This window comes from Mesorhizobium sp. CAU 1741 (assembly GCF_039839275.1).
GTDB lineage: Bacteria > Pseudomonadota > Alphaproteobacteria > Rhizobiales > Rhizobiaceae > Aerobium.
Genome location: NZ_JBDOQP010000001.1, coordinates 529,962 through 544,452 on the forward strand (window position 1 = coordinate 529,962; position 14,491 = coordinate 544,452).

A 14,491-nucleotide genomic window follows, 5' to 3' on the forward strand; every position below is an offset into this window, starting at 1 on the left:
CCTATAGTCTCGCGCTCTTACGGTGTCACTGGGTTGGAGCCGGCGTCGGTGATCACGAGATTGTGCGGCGCACCAAAAATGCTTGACGGGGCCAGCTGACCGGAAAGCAAAATTCAATCGTTTCAGCAGCTTGCCATGGTGCTGTTGCGCCGTTGCATCATGGCGGGAATATTGCTTCGCCGTATCGGATTTCAGGCGAAATCGCGGGCGATCTCAGAGCTAATCCAGCGCTTGAAGTCGGCGACCTTTCTCGGTTCGCGGCGACTCTGCGACGTCACGAGGTAATAGCCAAGGCCGGTGGTCGCACGTTCGGGAAAAGGCGCCACGAGGTGGCCGACCGACAATGCGTAGTGCGCCAGCGTCTGCCACGCCAGCATCACGCCCTGTCCGGCGATAGCCGCGTCGAGCGCCAGTGCGGCATCCGTGAAGGAATGGCCGTCGCCAAGTTCACCCTCGTCGATGCCGAACCGGTCGAGCCACAGGTTCCAGCCGAGCGTCGAGTTGATGTCGCGGACGATCGGCATTGTCGTCAGGTCGTGCGGGTGCCTGAGTTTTTCCGCCAGCGCGGGCGCGCAGACCGGAAAGACCTCCTGCGGCAGCAGATACTCTGATTTCACGCCTGGCCACCTCCCGTCGCCGACCCTGATCGCCACATCCACGTCCGACGTGTCGGGGTTGATGAGCGCCACCGATGCGTCGAGCCGAACGATGATGCCAGGATGAAGCCGTGACCATCCGGAAAGCCGCGGGACGAGCCATTTTGACGCGAAGACCGGGGCGACCGAGATCGTCAGAATGGTCTCGCCATGCCGACGCGATGACGCCACGGCGTCATCGAGCATCTGGAAGCCGCCGGTCAATCGCGACAGGAAAGTGATGCCGAACTCGGTCGGTGTCAGGCTGCGCCCCGTGCGGTCAAAGACAGGACGGCCAAGCCGATCCTCGGCCTTGAGCACATGCTGGCTGACGGCTCCGACCGATACGCCGAGCTCGTCGGCGGCCTTCTGCAGGGAGCCCAGCCGCCCGGTGGCTTCCAGCGCGCGCAGCCCGTTGAGATGAACGCGGTTCAGGTCTTTCATGCAGTTTTTCTACAGCGAAGCGCAGGCAAACTCCATAGAAGACACTGCCCTCACATGAGATGGTTCTTGCCGAGCCGACACATTGAGGGTTGCGAAATGCTTCAGATTATCTTGACTATCGTGCGGTCAGGCAAGCGGTTAGGCGCACCCGTCGATCCCGGCTGCTGGCGCCGCGATCCGCTGTCGCATCCGGTTCTGAGGACAATGACTCCAAACCAGCTCGCCGACTTGCCGATCATCCATGAGATGCTGCCGCGCCACCAGGAAGACTGCAGTCGCTGATCAGGGCCACTTCACTTCGGGCGGCATGCTCGACAGGATCGAGTTGACGTTGCCGCCGGTCTTCAGCCCGAAGATCGTGCCGCGATCGTAGAGGAGGTTGAACTCCACATAGCGGCCGCGCCGGATAAGCTGTTCCTCGCGGTCCGCCTCGGTCCAGTTCTCGTTGAAATTGCGCCGAACGATGTGGTTGTAGACGATCTGGAACGTGCGACCGACCTCCTGCGTGAAACGGAAGTCGGCGTCCCAGCCGCCTCGCTCCTGCGGTGACTTGAGCCAGTCGTAGAAGATGCCGCCGACGCCTCGCGGTTCGTTGCGGTGCGGCAGGAAGAAATAGTCGTCGCACCATTTCTTCAGCCTGTCGTAGTCGGCGACGTCCGAATGACGGTCGCAGACGAACTTCATCGCCTTGTGGAAGGCCATCGTATCGGGGTCGTCCTGGGTGCGTCGGCGTTCCAGTACGGGCGTCAGGTCTGCGCCGCCGCCAAACCACTGGCGCGTCGTGACCACCATGCGGGTGTTCATGTGCACGGCCGGCACGTTCGGATTTTGCGGGTGCGCGATCAGCGATATGCCGGACGCCCAGAAGCGCGGGTCTTCCTCGGCGCCGGGGATCTGGCTGCGGAATTCCGGCGAAAACTCACCATGTACCGTGGAAACGTGCACGCCGACCTTCTCGAACACGCGCCCCGACATCATCGACATGACACCGCCGCCACCCTTGCCGCCGTCGCGCTCCCATGGGGTGCGCTCAAACCGTCCAGGCGCCCACCCAACCTGCGGGCCGGTCAGTTCGTCCTCGATCTTCTCGAACGTGTCGCAGATGCGGTCGCGCAAGTCCTCGAACCAGGCCCTAGCCGCTTCCTTCTTCTCCTCGATCCCTTCCGGCAGGCCGGCGGGAAGGTCTGGACGCTGCATCGAATTCTCCGTGTAGCCGTATCAGCCCGCTGGGCGATGGCAAAAGGACTCGTCAATTCTCGCGCCGATCCCTAATCTGTTGTTTCGGAGGGTCAAGGACTTTCCGGGGGAGTTGCGATGCGCGTTCCGGCAAGACCACCGCTCGACAGCCTCAAGCGCAGCCTCGACAGGCAGCGCAACGAGCCGAGCCGAAAGAGTCGCGACGGCTTCGTCCGCGAGACCTTCATGCTGCCTCGCGCCGACGCGCGGGCGAAGGCGCGCGAGTGGTTCGACCGCTGGCCTAAGCAGGCTTACTGGACCGAGATCGAAAGCTGGTGCGAGCGCCCCGACGACGTCATCGAATTCACAATCCGACGCCTTCCGACGGCGGACTGACCTGCCGGATCGCCTCGCCGACCGCCATTGCCGCGGTTAGTGCCAGATTGAGGCTGCGGGCACCTGGACGCATCGGAACCAGCAGGCGCGAATCAGCGCGGGCATGGACGTCGTCGGGCACGCCGGCCGACTCGCGGCCGAACAGCAGCACGTCGCCGTCGGCAAATTCGAACCGCGTGTAGGGCAGGGTGGCCCTGGTGCTGAAAAGCACGAGGCGTCGCTGTTCATGCGTCCGCCAGTCGTCGAAGGCCTGCCACGAAACGTGGCGGGTAAGCGCCGCCATTTCAAGATAATCCATGCCCGCCCGTTTGAGCGCCCGGTCTGACATGTCGAAGCCCGCCGGTTCGATGATGTCGACCGCCACGCCGAGGCATGCGGCCATGCGCAGGATCGAGCCCGTATTGCCAGGGATGTCGGGCTGGTAGAGCGCAACGCGAAGCGATGCCGTCATGGCGCCTTCTCGTCTCCGAGCCAGTATCGCGGGCCGGGTCCGGCGTTTGCGGCGCTGTCGTGCGGATTCACCAGCTTGCAGCGATTGAGCGAAAGACAGCCGCAGCCGATGCAACCCGTAAGACCGTCCTTCAGCCTCTCCAGTTCGGCGATGCGCCGGTCTATCCGCTCCATCCAGCCGGCCGACAGTTTCGACCAATCCTGGCGCGACGGCACGCGATCTTCGGGGAGTTTGGCCAGTTCGCGGCCGATCTCCTCCAGGCTCAAGCCGACCCTCTGGGCGAAGACGATGAAGGCGATGCGCCGCAGCGCGGCGCGATGATAACGGCGATGGCCCGACGCTGCGCGTTGCGAGGCGATCAGCCCGCGCTCCTCGTAGTAGCGAAGCGCTGAAGCCGCAACGCCGCTTCGGCGCGACACGTGGTTGATCGTCAGCATCGTATTCATCCGCAAATCAAGCCACATCGAGCGCTTGACTTCAAGTGCACTTGAATTTTTAGGGTCCGCGCAAATTCCATGTAAAGGAGGTGCGATGCTCCGATTTCCGTTGCTGCCAAGTCACATGAAACATCCATCGGAAAACCGTGATGCGATCAAGGATGGATTTTTCTCCCGGGCCGGCGTATAGACCACGCCTCGTCAACCCGGATCGCAGGAGGCAGTAATGGATTTTGTACTTTGCTACGCCTCGTTGCGCATGCGCATCAGGCTTCTGCCCTGACGGCGGTTTCGGTTCGACCTTTCTCCTGACTTCATAAGCATGGTCCCGATTCCGCCGGAGTTTCCGTTCCGAGCATTCGAGGAATCGCACCATGCCATCCGGTATCAAATCTGGGCGCTTCGTCCGCCCCTCAGCCATCATTCCGGACGCCGTCGAACCACATCCTGACGACAGCCTGTCAGCAGCCTTCAGGAACACGCTTGGCGCGAGGCCCGCCCAGGCGCATCTTCCGCTTCCCGTCACACAATCGGGGCAGAAGGTGGTGAGGCAGGCCAAGGCCGCAATGCCAGGCCGCCTTCACGCGGGTTGTTCGGCAGCAATCCATATCGGCCCGCGCAGCGGGCACAAGTGACCAAGACGCAAAGAGAATTTCATCATGTACCGCTGGTTTGAATCCCTGCTGCCCCCGTTTCCGCCCGAAGAGCCGGTTGAGCCGCCGCGGACGCTCGTCGCGTTCTGCATGCATTACACCAAAGGCTCGTGGCGGCTGATCATCGTATCGGCCATCTTCACCGCGATCATCGCGTTGACCGAAGTGTGGATGTTCGGCTTCCTCGGCAATATCGTCGACTGGCTGTCCGAACAGGACCGCGAGACATTCCTGCAGACGGAAGGCTGGACGCTTGCCGGAATGGCATTCGTGGTGCTCGTGCTGCTGCCGGCGATCGTGCTGTTCAACTCATGGCTCAACCACCAGTCGCTGTTCGGCAATTTCCCGATGCGCATCCGCTGGCAGGTCCATCGCTACCTGCTCAAGCAGTCGATGACGTTCTATCAGGACGAGTTCGCGGGCCGCATCGCCACCAAGCTGATGCAAACGGCGCTAGCCGTGCGCGAATGCGTCATCAAGCTCATCGACGTGCTGAACTACGTGGTCGTCTACTTCGTCGGCGTGCTGCTTCTCGTCGGGTCGGCCGACTGGCGGCTGGCATTGCCTCTGGGTGTCTGGCTGCTCGCCTATATGGGGCTGCTCTATTACTACATTCCCCGCCTCGGCAAGGTGTCGGAGGAGCAGGCCGACGCACGCGCCATCATGACTGGCCGCGTCGTCGACAGCTATGCCAACATCCAAACGGTAAAGCTCTTCAGCCATGCGCAGCGGGAAGCCTCGTTCGCCAAAGAAGGCATGTCGGATTTTCTCGACACCGTGCATCGCATGATGCGCCTGGTGACGGGGCTCTACGGCACACTGTACTTCCTCAATTCCCTGCTCCTGGCGGCGATCGCCGCACTTTCGATCTGGCTCTGGCTGGGCAGTGCGATCAGCATCGGCGCGGTCGCCGTCGCGCTTGGCCTCGTCCTGCGGCTATGGGGCATGTCACAGTGGATCATGTGGGAGGTCTCGGGCCTGTTCGAGAATATCGGGACGGTCCAGGACGGCATACGCTCAATTTCGATGCCGCGCCTGGTCGAGGACAAGCCGAGCGCCAACGAGATCGTCGTCGACAAGGGCGAGATCAGTTTCGACCATGTCCGGTTCCACTACGGCAAGACGAAGAGCGTGATCGAGGACCTGACGCTGACCATCAGGCCCGGCGAGAAGGTCGGCATCGTCGGGCGCTCCGGGGCCGGAAAGTCGACGCTCGTCAACATCCTGCTGCGCTTCTACGACATCGAAGGCGGCAGGGTAACGATCGACGGGCAGGACATATCGGCCGTCACGCAGGATTCGCTGCGGGCACATATCGGCGTCGTGACCCAGGACACGTCCTTGCTGCACCGTTCGGTGAGCGACAACATCCGCTATGGCCGCCCCGATGCGACCGACGAGATGGTCACCGAGGCTGCGCGGCGGGCCGAAGCGCTGGAGTTCATCGGCGGGCTTTCCGATCCGAAGGGCCGCAGGGGCTTCGACGCCCATGTCGGCGAGCGCGGCGTGAAGCTTTCGGGAGGCCAGCGCCAGCGGGTCGCCATCGCGCGGGTGATGCTCAAGGATGCACCGATCCTGATCCTCGACGAAGCGACATCGGCGCTCGACTCGGAGGTGGAGGAGGCGATCCAGCAGAACCTCTACCGGCTGATGGAAGGCAAGACGGTGATCGCGATCGCCCACCGGCTGTCGACCATCGCGGCCATGGACCGGCTTGTCATCATGGACAAGGGCCGGGTGATCGAGGAGGGAACCCATGACGAACTTCTTGCCAGCGGTGGGCTCTATGCCCAGTTATGGCAGAGGCAGTCGGGCGGATTCCTCCTTCACGACGACGCTGCCGAGCCGGAGAAGGAAATCGCGGCCGAATGAGCACCATCGAGGAAGAACGCAAGGATGACGGCTTCGCCGAGCGCATCTGGCGCAAGGCGGAGGGCGTCATTGAACCTTTCGCCGATACGGAGCGAGAAGTGCTGCCACGCGACGCGTGGCAGTTCATCCTGTTCTTCGCCCGGCAGGCGAAGGGGCCGTTCATCCTGCTGCTCATCGTCGGCGGCCTGTCGGGCGCAGTGGATGCCGCGCTTTACTGGTCTCTGGGGTGGATGATCGATCTGCTCGAGAACGCATCCCCGACGCAGTTGCTGACCGATCACTGGTGGGAGATCGTCGCGTTCCTCGCCCTGGTGCTGGTCATCCGGGCGGCGATCATGATCGCCAACTCGCTCGTCGAGCAGCAAATCATCGTGCCCAGCTTCTACCAGCTCGTGCGATGGCAGTCGTTCAAGCGAGTGATCGAGCAGCCTTATTCGTTCTATCAGAACGATTTCGCGGGCCGTATCGCCACCAAGATCCTGCAGGGCGGCGAAGCCACGGGTGATTTCATCATCTCCACCCTGCAGACGATGTGGGGTTTCCTGTCATTTCTCGTGCTGGCCGGCACGATCCTCGTCATGCTCGACCCGCTGATGGGTCTGGTCCTGGCCGTCTGGATCGGTGCCTATCTCGTCGCCGCACGGTTGTTGCTGCCGCCCCTGCGCGCCGCCGGTCGCCGAAGCGCGGACGAACGCTCGATCCTTAATGGCCGGCTTGTCGACGCCTTCACCAACATCATGGCCGTCAAGCTGTTCGATAGCGGCCACCGCGAGAATGATTTCGTGCGCGACGGCATGGAGCGCTATCTCGGCGCCGTAAAGGACCTGACCCGTTCGATCACGAGCGTGCGCTCCGCGGTGGCGATCATCAACGGGTTCATGATGGCCGCGGTGTTCTGGCTGGCCTTGCGTGGCTGGATGGCAGGCGCCGCCACGACGGGCGAGATTGCCGCCGCGATGGGCCTGGTCTTCCGGCTCAACCAGATGTCCGGCTACATGATGTTCAACATCAACGGGCTGATCCGCTCCTTCGCCACCGTGCAGGATGCAACCGGAACGATCTCGGTGCAGGCGGAACTGCGCGATGCACCGGACGCCAAGATCATGCCGCGCGCCGTGGGCGACCTGAAATTCGACGACGTCTCGTTTCATTATGGCAAGACCAGCGGCGTCATCGAGCACCTTAACCTGCATATCAAGCCGGGTGAGCGCGTCGCGCTGGTCGGGCCGTCAGGTGCAGGCAAGACCACGGTGGTCAATCTCGCACTGCGCCTTTTCGATATCCAGGGCGGGCGCATCCTGCTCGACGGTACGGATATCCGCGACGTGACGCAGGCATCGCTGCGGGCGCAGTTCGGTGTCGTCGCGCAGGATCCGCTGCTGATGCACCGCTCCATCCGCGACAACATCGCCTATGGCAAGCCTGGGGCCACCGACGAGGAGATTGTCGAGGCGGCGAAGCGGGCCGCGGCGCACGACTTCATCGCCGGCGTGACCGATCCCAAGGGGCGCAAGGGCTATGATGCCCATGTCGGCGAGCGCGGCGTCAAGCTTTCGGGCGGCCAGCGCCAGCGCATCGCCATCGCCCGGATGATGCTCAAGAATGCCCCGATACTGATTCTGGACGAAGCGACGTCGGCGCTCGATTCCGAAATCGAGGCCGCGATCCAGGAGAACCTCTATCGCCTGATGGAAGGCAAGACGGTGGTGGCGGTCGCGCACCGGCTGTCGACAATCGCCGCGCTCGACCGGCTCGTGGTGATCGACGAGGGCCGTATCGTCGAGGAGGGCTCGCATGAGGATTTGATCGCGCGCGACGGGCTCTATGCACAGCTTTGGAAGCGGCAGTCAGGTGGCTTCCTCGCGTCCAGCCTGGCGGCGGAATAGCGACCATGACACTGCGCCCTCCGGCTCGATATTCACCCTCCGCAGGTGCTGCCGGCGCTACGGGTGAAAGCGGGCCGAACCCAATCGAGCACGAAATCGCAGGCGAGAAGGCGGCTGCGCTGGGCAGGGCAGGGGAACGGGTGGAAGTCTCCCTGGCCAGACTTAACGAATGCAGCGCCGATGCTGCCGAGCGACCGGCACTTCTCAAGGCGGCAGCCGATGCCGTCTATGCGTATTTCATCCAGCGCGAGCTGTGCGGCCTGCGCCGGCAGCAGGACGCGATCCGAGACTATGCGATACCGCGCGAGGTTCTGGTGAGGCTCGGGGCGGTCTAGGTCAGGCGCTCCGTCGCCGGCCGTTGGGACTCTCGCCGTCAAGCGTGCGGATTTCGATCGGCCTTCCGGTCGCCTTGGCCAGATACATCGCCTGGTCCGCGGCGGACAGCAGTTCCTGGCTGGTCGATGCCTGGCGGGGGAAGAAGGCCATGCCGATCGCCGCGCCGACACGTGCCTTGACCGCGGCATTTGCCACCAAAAGCGCATCGCTGACCAGATCTTCGACGCGGGCGATGGCCGCGTCCTCGTCGTCGCCTTGCACGATGATGACGAATTCGTCGCCGCCCAGGCGCGCGGCGAATTCGCCTTTGGCAAGCCGCGCGGTGAGGTTCCTGCCAAGCAGCCCCAGGCACATGTCACCCGACGCGTGGCCGTGCCGGTCGTTGAGTGTCTTGAAGCCGTTGAGGTCGATGAATGCGAGAGCCAGCGGCAAGCCGGCGCCGACCCGTTGGGCCAGATGATCCAGAAGGCTGCGGCGGTTCGGCAATCCGGTCAGTTCGTCTTCTCCGGACTGGCGTTCGCTGTCGAGGGCGCGCAGCTTTTCCTCCGTAATGTCGAGCGTTATGCCGACCATGACCGGTGAGCCGCTGCCATTGTCGGCGCTGCGGTGCGCGATATCGCGCAGCCAACGCGTTTCGCCTTCAGCAAGCATGTACCTGTAGTCGACAACGTATGATTCCTGGCCCATCCGGCAAGCGTCTTCGATGGCCAGGTAGCGCTCCCTGTCGTCGGGATGAAGGAAGGTGTGGAAATCATCGCTCATCGCGACCGGGTAGCTGAGGGTGGAACCGCGGGGCCGGCGTGTGTCCTCGACCCAATTCCACTGATCGTCCTGGATGTGCCAGTTCCAGACGCCAGCGCCGGCGATCCTCAGCGCGTCGTGGTACCAGCCGGCCTGCGTTTCGAGCGACTCAATTCTTACCGCGAGCGCGCGGTAGCGCCTCCAGGCCGCGAAGACGGTGAAGACAACCACGGCAAACGCCGCGAGGCTCGCGAAGATCGTGCTCATGGCGTCATTGTCGCACGACAGCCTTAAGGTGAGGTTTCTCCGCCGACGGCCAATCTGCGGATGCAGCCCAGCCCGGGCGCAACGTCTCCCCGCGACAATCTGACCTCGCACCTTCGTGATACTGGACAATCGCGGATAGCGCGCATAGAAACCATCGCCAAATGCAGGGGGAATCTGCCAGCCGTCGCCAGCCGCCAACGCACAGTTCGAGAGGTGGTGGGCAAGACGGGCGTAAGGGTCATGCGGGTTCCTTCCGGCAACAATGAGGCGAAAGGATCCTGTGCCCGTGAGCGCTAACGAATCGAGCGAGCATAACCGCCGCGATTTTCTTTACATAGCTACCGCGATGACCGGCGTGGTCGGCGCCGGTGCAGCCGTGTGGCCGTTCATCGACCAGATGCGTCCGGATGCATCCACACTGGCGCTGGCCACCGTGGATGTCGACGTTTCCTCCATCGAACCGGGTATGTCCGTGACCGCCAAATGGCGCGGCAAGCCGATTTTCATCCGCAACAGGACGGAAGAAGAGCTTGAGGAGGCACGCGCCGTGCCCCTCGACGATCTGCCCGACCCGTTGGCACGCAACGAAAATCTCGGCGCCGACGCCCCGGCAAGCGACGTCGAGCGCTCGGCGGGCGAGGGCAAGGAAAACTGGATCGTCATGGTCGGTTCCTGCACCCATCTGGGCTGCGTTCCGCTCGGCCAGTCCGGCGATTTCGGCGGCTGGTTCTGCCCGTGCCACGGGTCGCACTATGACACCGCAGGGCGCATCCGCCGCGGTCCGGCTCCCCAGAACCTGCATATTCCCACCTACGAATTCATCTCCGATACGGTCATCAGGATCGGTTGAGGGAAAGAGAGAGCTTTAGACCATGAGCGGTGGACACTCGACCTATTCGCCCAAGACCGGAATCGGACGCTGGATCGACGCGCGCATGCCGTTGCCGCGGCTGGTGCATGATTCGTTCGTTTCCTATCCGGTCCCGCGCAACCTGAACTACGCCTACACGTTCGGCGGCATTCTCTCGATCATGCTGGTCGTTCAGATCGTCACGGGTGTCGTGCTGGCGATGCATTACGCCGCATCGTCCGAACTGGCGTTCGACTCGGTCGAAAAGATCATGCGCGACGTCAATTCAGGCTGGCTGCTGCGCTACATGCACGCCAATGGCGCGTCGATGTTCTTCATCGCTGTCTACATCCACATCTTCCGGGGCCTCTACTACGGCTCGTACAAGGCGCCGCGCGAACTGCTGTGGATCCTCGGCGTAATCATCTACCTGCTGATGATGGCGACCGCGTTTATGGGCTACGTACTGCCATGGGGGCAGATGTCGTTCTGGGGCGCAACGGTGATCACCGGCTTCTTTACCGCCATCCCCGTGGTCGGCGAATGGATCCAGACGCTGCTTCTGGGCGGCTTCGCCGTCGACAATCCGACCCTCAACCGCTTCTTCTCGCTGCACTATCTGCTGCCGTTCATGATCGCCGGCGTGGTGGTGCTGCATGTGTGGGCGCTGCATGTCGTCGGCCAGACCAACCCGACGGGCATCGAAGTCAAGTCGAAGACCGATACCGTTGCGTTCACGCCCTACGCGACGATCAAGGACGGCTTCGCGATGATCCTCTTCATCGCCATGTTCGCCTATTTCGTCTTCTACATTCCCAACTATCTGGGACACGCCGACAACTACATCATGGCGGACTCGCTGAAGACGCCGGCGCACATCGTTCCCGAATGGTACTTCCTGCCGTTCTACGCCATCCTGCGCGCGATCACCTTCAACATCGGGCCGATCGACTCGAAGCTCGGCGGCGTGCTTGCGATGTTCGGCGCCATTGCGGTGCTGTTCTTCGTGCCGTGGCTCGACACGTCCAAGGTCCGCTCGGCGGTCTATCGTCCCTGGTACAAGCTGTTCTTCTGGCTGTTCATGATCAACGCGATCTTCCTCGGCTGGCTCGGTTCGCGCCCCGCTGAGGGCTGGTACATCCCGGCGATGCAGGTATCGACCCTGTTCTACTTCGCATTCTTCCTCGTCGTCATGCCTCTGCTGGGGCTGATCGAGACGCCACGTCGTCTGCCGAATTCGATAACCGAGGCGGTGCTCGAGAAGAACAGGAGAACCGGATCCGCGCAGCCTGCTGCGGCGACGGCGTCTCCGGAAACCCAAGGCTGAGCGGCTCAAGGCAGACAAGGACTTGAACATGAATTCTTTCATCAAGGCACTGGCGGCGCTCGGCATCGCATTCGGGACGGCGACGACCGTGCTGGCTGCTGAAGAGGAAGAGCACGGCGGCACGCCGCACTATCCGCTCGTCAAGCCGGTCGAACAGGACTGGTCGTTTGCAGGTCCGTTCGGCACCTATGACAGGGGCCAGCTCCAGCGCGGCCTGAAGGTGTACCGGGAAGCGTGCTCGATCTGCCACAGCCTGTCGCGGGTACCTTTCCGCACGCTCGAGGATCTCGGCTATTCCGAGGCACAGGTGAGGGCGCTGGCTGCCGAATTCGAGGTCCAGGACGGTCCTGACTCGTTCGGCGAGATGTTCATGCGGCCAGCAATCCCGTCAGACACCTTCCCGGCGCCATTCCCCAACACGGAAGCGGCAGCGGCCGCCAACAACGGCGCGGCTCCGCCAGACCTGTCGCTGATCGCCAAGGCGCGTGCCGTCGAGCGCGGCTTCCCGACGTTCGTCTTCGACATCTTCACCCAGTACGCCGAAGGCGGCCCGGATTACATCGTGTCGTTGCTGACCGGTTATCAGGATCCGCCCGAGGGTCACGAGGTGCAGCCCGGCACGCACTACAACCCACACTTCATCGCAGGAACGGCGCTGTCCATGCCCAATCCGCTGTCGGACGGGCAAGTCGGTTATGAAGACGGTACGCCGGAGACTGCTGACCAGTATGCGCACGACGTCGCCGCATTCCTGATGTGGGCCGCCGAGCCGCACATGGAAGATCGCAAGCGCATGGGCTTCAATGTGCTCGTGTTCCTGGCGCTGTTCGGGGCGATGGTCTACATCACAAAGCGCCGGGTATGGACGAACGTCGACCTCTGAAACCGGGTGCAACCTGAAAGTCTGGTGGGCGGCCGCGTGCCGCCCTTTCCATTTTTCGGTCCCCGGTACAAGAATGGCGGGCAACCGCGAGGCACATGATGAACTCCTCCCTCGAAGAGACGCTCCTTTCGGCGATCCGGACGATTCCTGACTACCCGAAGCCGGGTGTCATGTTCCGCGACATCACAACGTTGCTCGGCAACGCGCGCGCCTTCCGCCGTGCGGTCGACGAACTCGTGCATCCTTGGGCGGGAGCCAAGATCGACAAGATCGCCGGCATCGAGGCCCGTGGGTTCATTCTTGGCGGGGCGATCGCGCATCAGATGTCGGCGGGCTTCGTCCCTATCCGCAAGAAGGGAAAGCTGCCGCACGACACCGTGCGGGTCGCCTACAGCCTCGAATACGGGCTGGACGAGATGGAGATGCACAAGGATGCCATCGCACCCGGCGAGAAGGTGATCCTGATTGACGATCTGATTGCTACCGGCGGCACGGCGGAAGCGGCGGTCAAGCTGCTCACGCAGATGGGCGCGCAGATCGAGGCTGCCTGCTTCGTCATCGACCTGCCGGACCTTGGCGGTCGCGCCCGGCTCGAAGCACTCGGCGTCGAAGTGCGCACGCTGATCGGTTTCGAGGGCGACTGACGGCCGCGGCGCTTGTATGGCTCAGACGATGGCCATCACGAGCGCGACGGCCATCAGGAGCATACCGAGCAGCGATACCATGAAGGCGACAGAGCGCCATGGCGACAGGGCGTTCATGTAGCAGTAGAGATGCGCTACGCGGCCCGCGAGAAACAGCAACCCGCCTGCCTGCACCAGCCAACCGCCGACGTCGTAGATGACGATCAGCAGTCCGATGGTCAGGAAGATCGGCAGGGTTTCCTGCAGGTTTGCAAAAGCGCGCCGCGCCCGGCCCAGTTCCACCGTAGGTTCGGGCAGGTTGTCGCGTGGTCCTGTCTGGTTCTCCGGGCCGACTTGGCGCGTGAGCAGCGCTCCGACATAGAACGCCTGGCCAAGAAGCAGCAGCAGGGCAGCGAGAATGTACCAGACCATGGCGGGAACGGACTCCGAGAGGGAAGGGACTAGGACTGCGCTATCATGTAGACGCGAAACCGGTTCGTCCATCCGTTGCAAGGCTATCCGGCTTCGATGAGCACTGCGCTTTCGAATTCGAGCACCTTGTCGCCGGTGCTGTCGAAGGCCTCGCAGACGATCGTCAGAACTCGCCAGCCCGGCCTCGACGCGAGCGCCCGGTGGGACAAGGCGCGGCGGGTGAAGGTGATCGTTTCGTCGACATAGACGGGCTTCAGCCATTTGAGGTTGCGAAAGCCGGGGGAGGGGCCAAATACCGGGCGCGGCCCCGGGCCTTCCCATGTGACGCCCCCTGCATCCTCACGCGCCGTGAGGTTGTATTTCATCCACGTGGAGGCGGTGTGCCAGCCAGACGCGCACAGCCTGCCGAAGACGCTTGCTTCGGCAAGTTTCTCGTCCATGTGGAATGGCTGCGGATCATACTTTGCCGCGAACGCCTTGATTTCGTCGGCTCTGAACGTGTGAGAGCCCAGCGTGATGGTACGACCGACGCCGAAAAACTCATCGAGGGTCATGCTGCTGCCCCGGCGTTGCGCTTCAGGAACATGCCCATGTTCTGCAATTCGGCGACCACTTCACCGTCCTGGTTCTTCAACTCGTGCGTGACGGTGACGAAGCCCAGGGTCGGTCGCGATGCCGACTCCCTCTTCGCCGTGATCGTGCTCGTGCCGGTCAGCGTGTCGCCGGCGAGCACCGGCTTTTTCCAGCGGACATAGTCGAGGCCGGGCGAGCCCTGCGATGTGGAATCAAGCAGGAACGCGTCGCACATCATCTTCATGAACATCGAACAGGTGTGCCAGCCGGATGCCCCAAGCCCGCCGAGAATGCTGGCCTTGCCGGCTTCCTCGTCGAGATGCATCGGCTGGGCATCAAACTCGCTTGCGAACGCGATGATTTCCTGCGCCGTCACATGCTTGCTGCCGAGATCGATGACGGTTCCGACCTCGAAATCCTCGAACGCCCACTTCTTTTCGGTCATCGGCAAATCCTGTTCAATCTTGAACAGCCATAGTGCTGGCTAAGCTTGACAGATGCAATGACCA

The 14,491-nt window shown here is 62.8% G+C and carries 16 protein-coding genes; 8 read left to right on the forward strand and 8 right to left on the reverse strand.

The annotated features are described in order from the left end of the window. Positions 1 to 191: 191 nt before the first annotated feature. Positions 192 to 1,079 (reverse strand): LysR substrate-binding domain-containing protein, encoded by an 888-nt coding sequence (locus AAFN84_RS02550; RefSeq protein WP_347512922.1) that lies wholly within the window; start codon positions 1,077 to 1,079, stop codon positions 192 to 194. 282 nt (positions 1,080 to 1,361) lie between these two features. Beyond that, on the reverse strand, positions 1,362 to 2,276 hold the full coding sequence (gene hemF, locus AAFN84_RS02555) for an oxygen-dependent coproporphyrinogen oxidase (RefSeq protein WP_347512924.1): 915 nt from the start codon (positions 2,274 to 2,276) through the stop codon (positions 1,362 to 1,364). Between the two features lie 117 nt (positions 2,277 to 2,393). On the opposite strand from hemF, the gene AAFN84_RS02560 reads away from it, so the two are divergent. After that, the gene (locus AAFN84_RS02560) at positions 2,394 to 2,651 is read left to right on the forward strand and encodes a hypothetical protein (protein WP_347512925.1); all 258 of its coding nucleotides are present in this window, start codon (positions 2,394 to 2,396) and stop codon (positions 2,649 to 2,651) included. On the opposite strand, the gene AAFN84_RS02565 is transcribed toward AAFN84_RS02560, so the two are convergent. Continuing rightward, complete coding sequence (locus AAFN84_RS02565; protein ID WP_347512926.1) at positions 2,620 to 3,102, reverse strand: tRNA (cytidine(34)-2'-O)-methyltransferase; 483 nt, start codon at positions 3,100 to 3,102, stop codon at positions 2,620 to 2,622. The genes AAFN84_RS02560 and AAFN84_RS02565 overlap by 32 nt on opposite strands. Then, the gene (soxR, locus tag AAFN84_RS02570; RefSeq protein WP_347512927.1) at positions 3,099 to 3,548 is read right to left on the reverse strand and encodes a redox-sensitive transcriptional activator SoxR; all 450 of its coding nucleotides are present in this window, start codon (positions 3,546 to 3,548) and stop codon (positions 3,099 to 3,101) included. Before soxR ends, AAFN84_RS02565 begins: the two co-directional genes overlap by 4 nt. Before the next feature lie 650 nt (positions 3,549 to 4,198). Between soxR and AAFN84_RS02575 the strand changes: the two genes are divergently transcribed. The 3 genes from AAFN84_RS02575 to AAFN84_RS02585 are packed head-to-tail and all read left to right on the forward strand — an operon-like array spanning position 4,199 to position 8,285. Beyond that, positions 4,199 to 6,064 (forward strand): ABC transporter ATP-binding protein, encoded by a 1,866-nt coding sequence (locus AAFN84_RS02575; protein ID WP_347512929.1) that lies wholly within the window; start codon positions 4,199 to 4,201, stop codon positions 6,062 to 6,064. Further along, on the forward strand, positions 6,061 to 7,950 hold the full coding sequence (locus AAFN84_RS02580) for an ABC transporter ATP-binding protein (protein WP_347512931.1): 1,890 nt from the start codon (positions 6,061 to 6,063) through the stop codon (positions 7,948 to 7,950). The genes AAFN84_RS02575 and AAFN84_RS02580 overlap by 4 nt, the downstream gene beginning before the upstream one ends. 5 nt (positions 7,951 to 7,955) lie before the next feature. After that, positions 7,956 to 8,285 (forward strand): DUF6665 family protein, encoded by a 330-nt coding sequence (locus tag AAFN84_RS02585; protein ID WP_347512932.1) that lies wholly within the window; start codon positions 7,956 to 7,958, stop codon positions 8,283 to 8,285. A 1-nt stretch (position 8,286) separates the two neighbouring features. Here AAFN84_RS02585 and AAFN84_RS02590 read toward each other — a convergent pair whose 3' ends face one another. Then, a complete protein-coding gene (locus AAFN84_RS02590) occupies positions 8,287 to 9,294 on the reverse strand; it encodes a sensor domain-containing diguanylate cyclase (protein ID WP_347512933.1) in 1,008 nt (335 codons plus the stop codon). 262 nt (positions 9,295 to 9,556) lie between these two features. Here AAFN84_RS02590 and petA point away from each other — a divergent pair, with 262 nt between their 5' ends. The 4 genes from petA to AAFN84_RS02610 all read left to right on the forward strand — a co-directional run bounded on the left by petA (position 9,557) and on the right by AAFN84_RS02610 (position 12,998). Next, a complete protein-coding gene (petA, locus tag AAFN84_RS02595; RefSeq protein WP_347512934.1) occupies positions 9,557 to 10,144 on the forward strand; it encodes a ubiquinol-cytochrome c reductase iron-sulfur subunit in 588 nt (195 codons plus the stop codon). A gap of 22 nt (positions 10,145 to 10,166) precedes the next feature. Continuing rightward, positions 10,167 to 11,471, forward strand: a complete 1,305-nt coding sequence (locus AAFN84_RS02600) for a cytochrome b N-terminal domain-containing protein (protein WP_347512936.1) — start codon at positions 10,167 to 10,169, stop codon at positions 11,469 to 11,471. A 28-nt stretch (positions 11,472 to 11,499) separates the two neighbouring features. Then, a complete protein-coding gene (locus AAFN84_RS02605) occupies positions 11,500 to 12,354 on the forward strand; it encodes a cytochrome c1 (protein ID WP_347512937.1) in 855 nt (284 codons plus the stop codon). Between the two features lie 98 nt (positions 12,355 to 12,452). After that, positions 12,453 to 12,998, forward strand: coding sequence for an adenine phosphoribosyltransferase (locus AAFN84_RS02610; protein ID WP_347512939.1), 546 nt, complete (start codon positions 12,453 to 12,455; stop codon positions 12,996 to 12,998). A 21-nt stretch (positions 12,999 to 13,019) separates the two neighbouring features. Here the strand turns inward: AAFN84_RS02610 and AAFN84_RS02615 are convergent, their stop codons facing one another. From AAFN84_RS02615 to AAFN84_RS02625, 3 genes are all read right to left on the reverse strand, one after another. Continuing rightward, complete coding sequence (locus tag AAFN84_RS02615; protein WP_347512941.1) at positions 13,020 to 13,409, reverse strand: MAPEG family protein; 390 nt, start codon at positions 13,407 to 13,409, stop codon at positions 13,020 to 13,022. A gap of 83 nt (positions 13,410 to 13,492) precedes the next feature. Beyond that, entirely contained in the window at positions 13,493 to 13,963 is a 471-nt protein-coding gene (locus AAFN84_RS02620; RefSeq protein ID WP_347512943.1) for a MaoC family dehydratase, read from the reverse strand. Further along, positions 13,960 to 14,427, reverse strand: coding sequence for a MaoC family dehydratase (locus AAFN84_RS02625; protein WP_347512945.1), 468 nt, complete (start codon positions 14,425 to 14,427; stop codon positions 13,960 to 13,962). The genes AAFN84_RS02620 and AAFN84_RS02625 overlap by 4 nt, the downstream gene beginning before the upstream one ends. Positions 14,428 to 14,491: the final 64 nt, after the last annotated feature.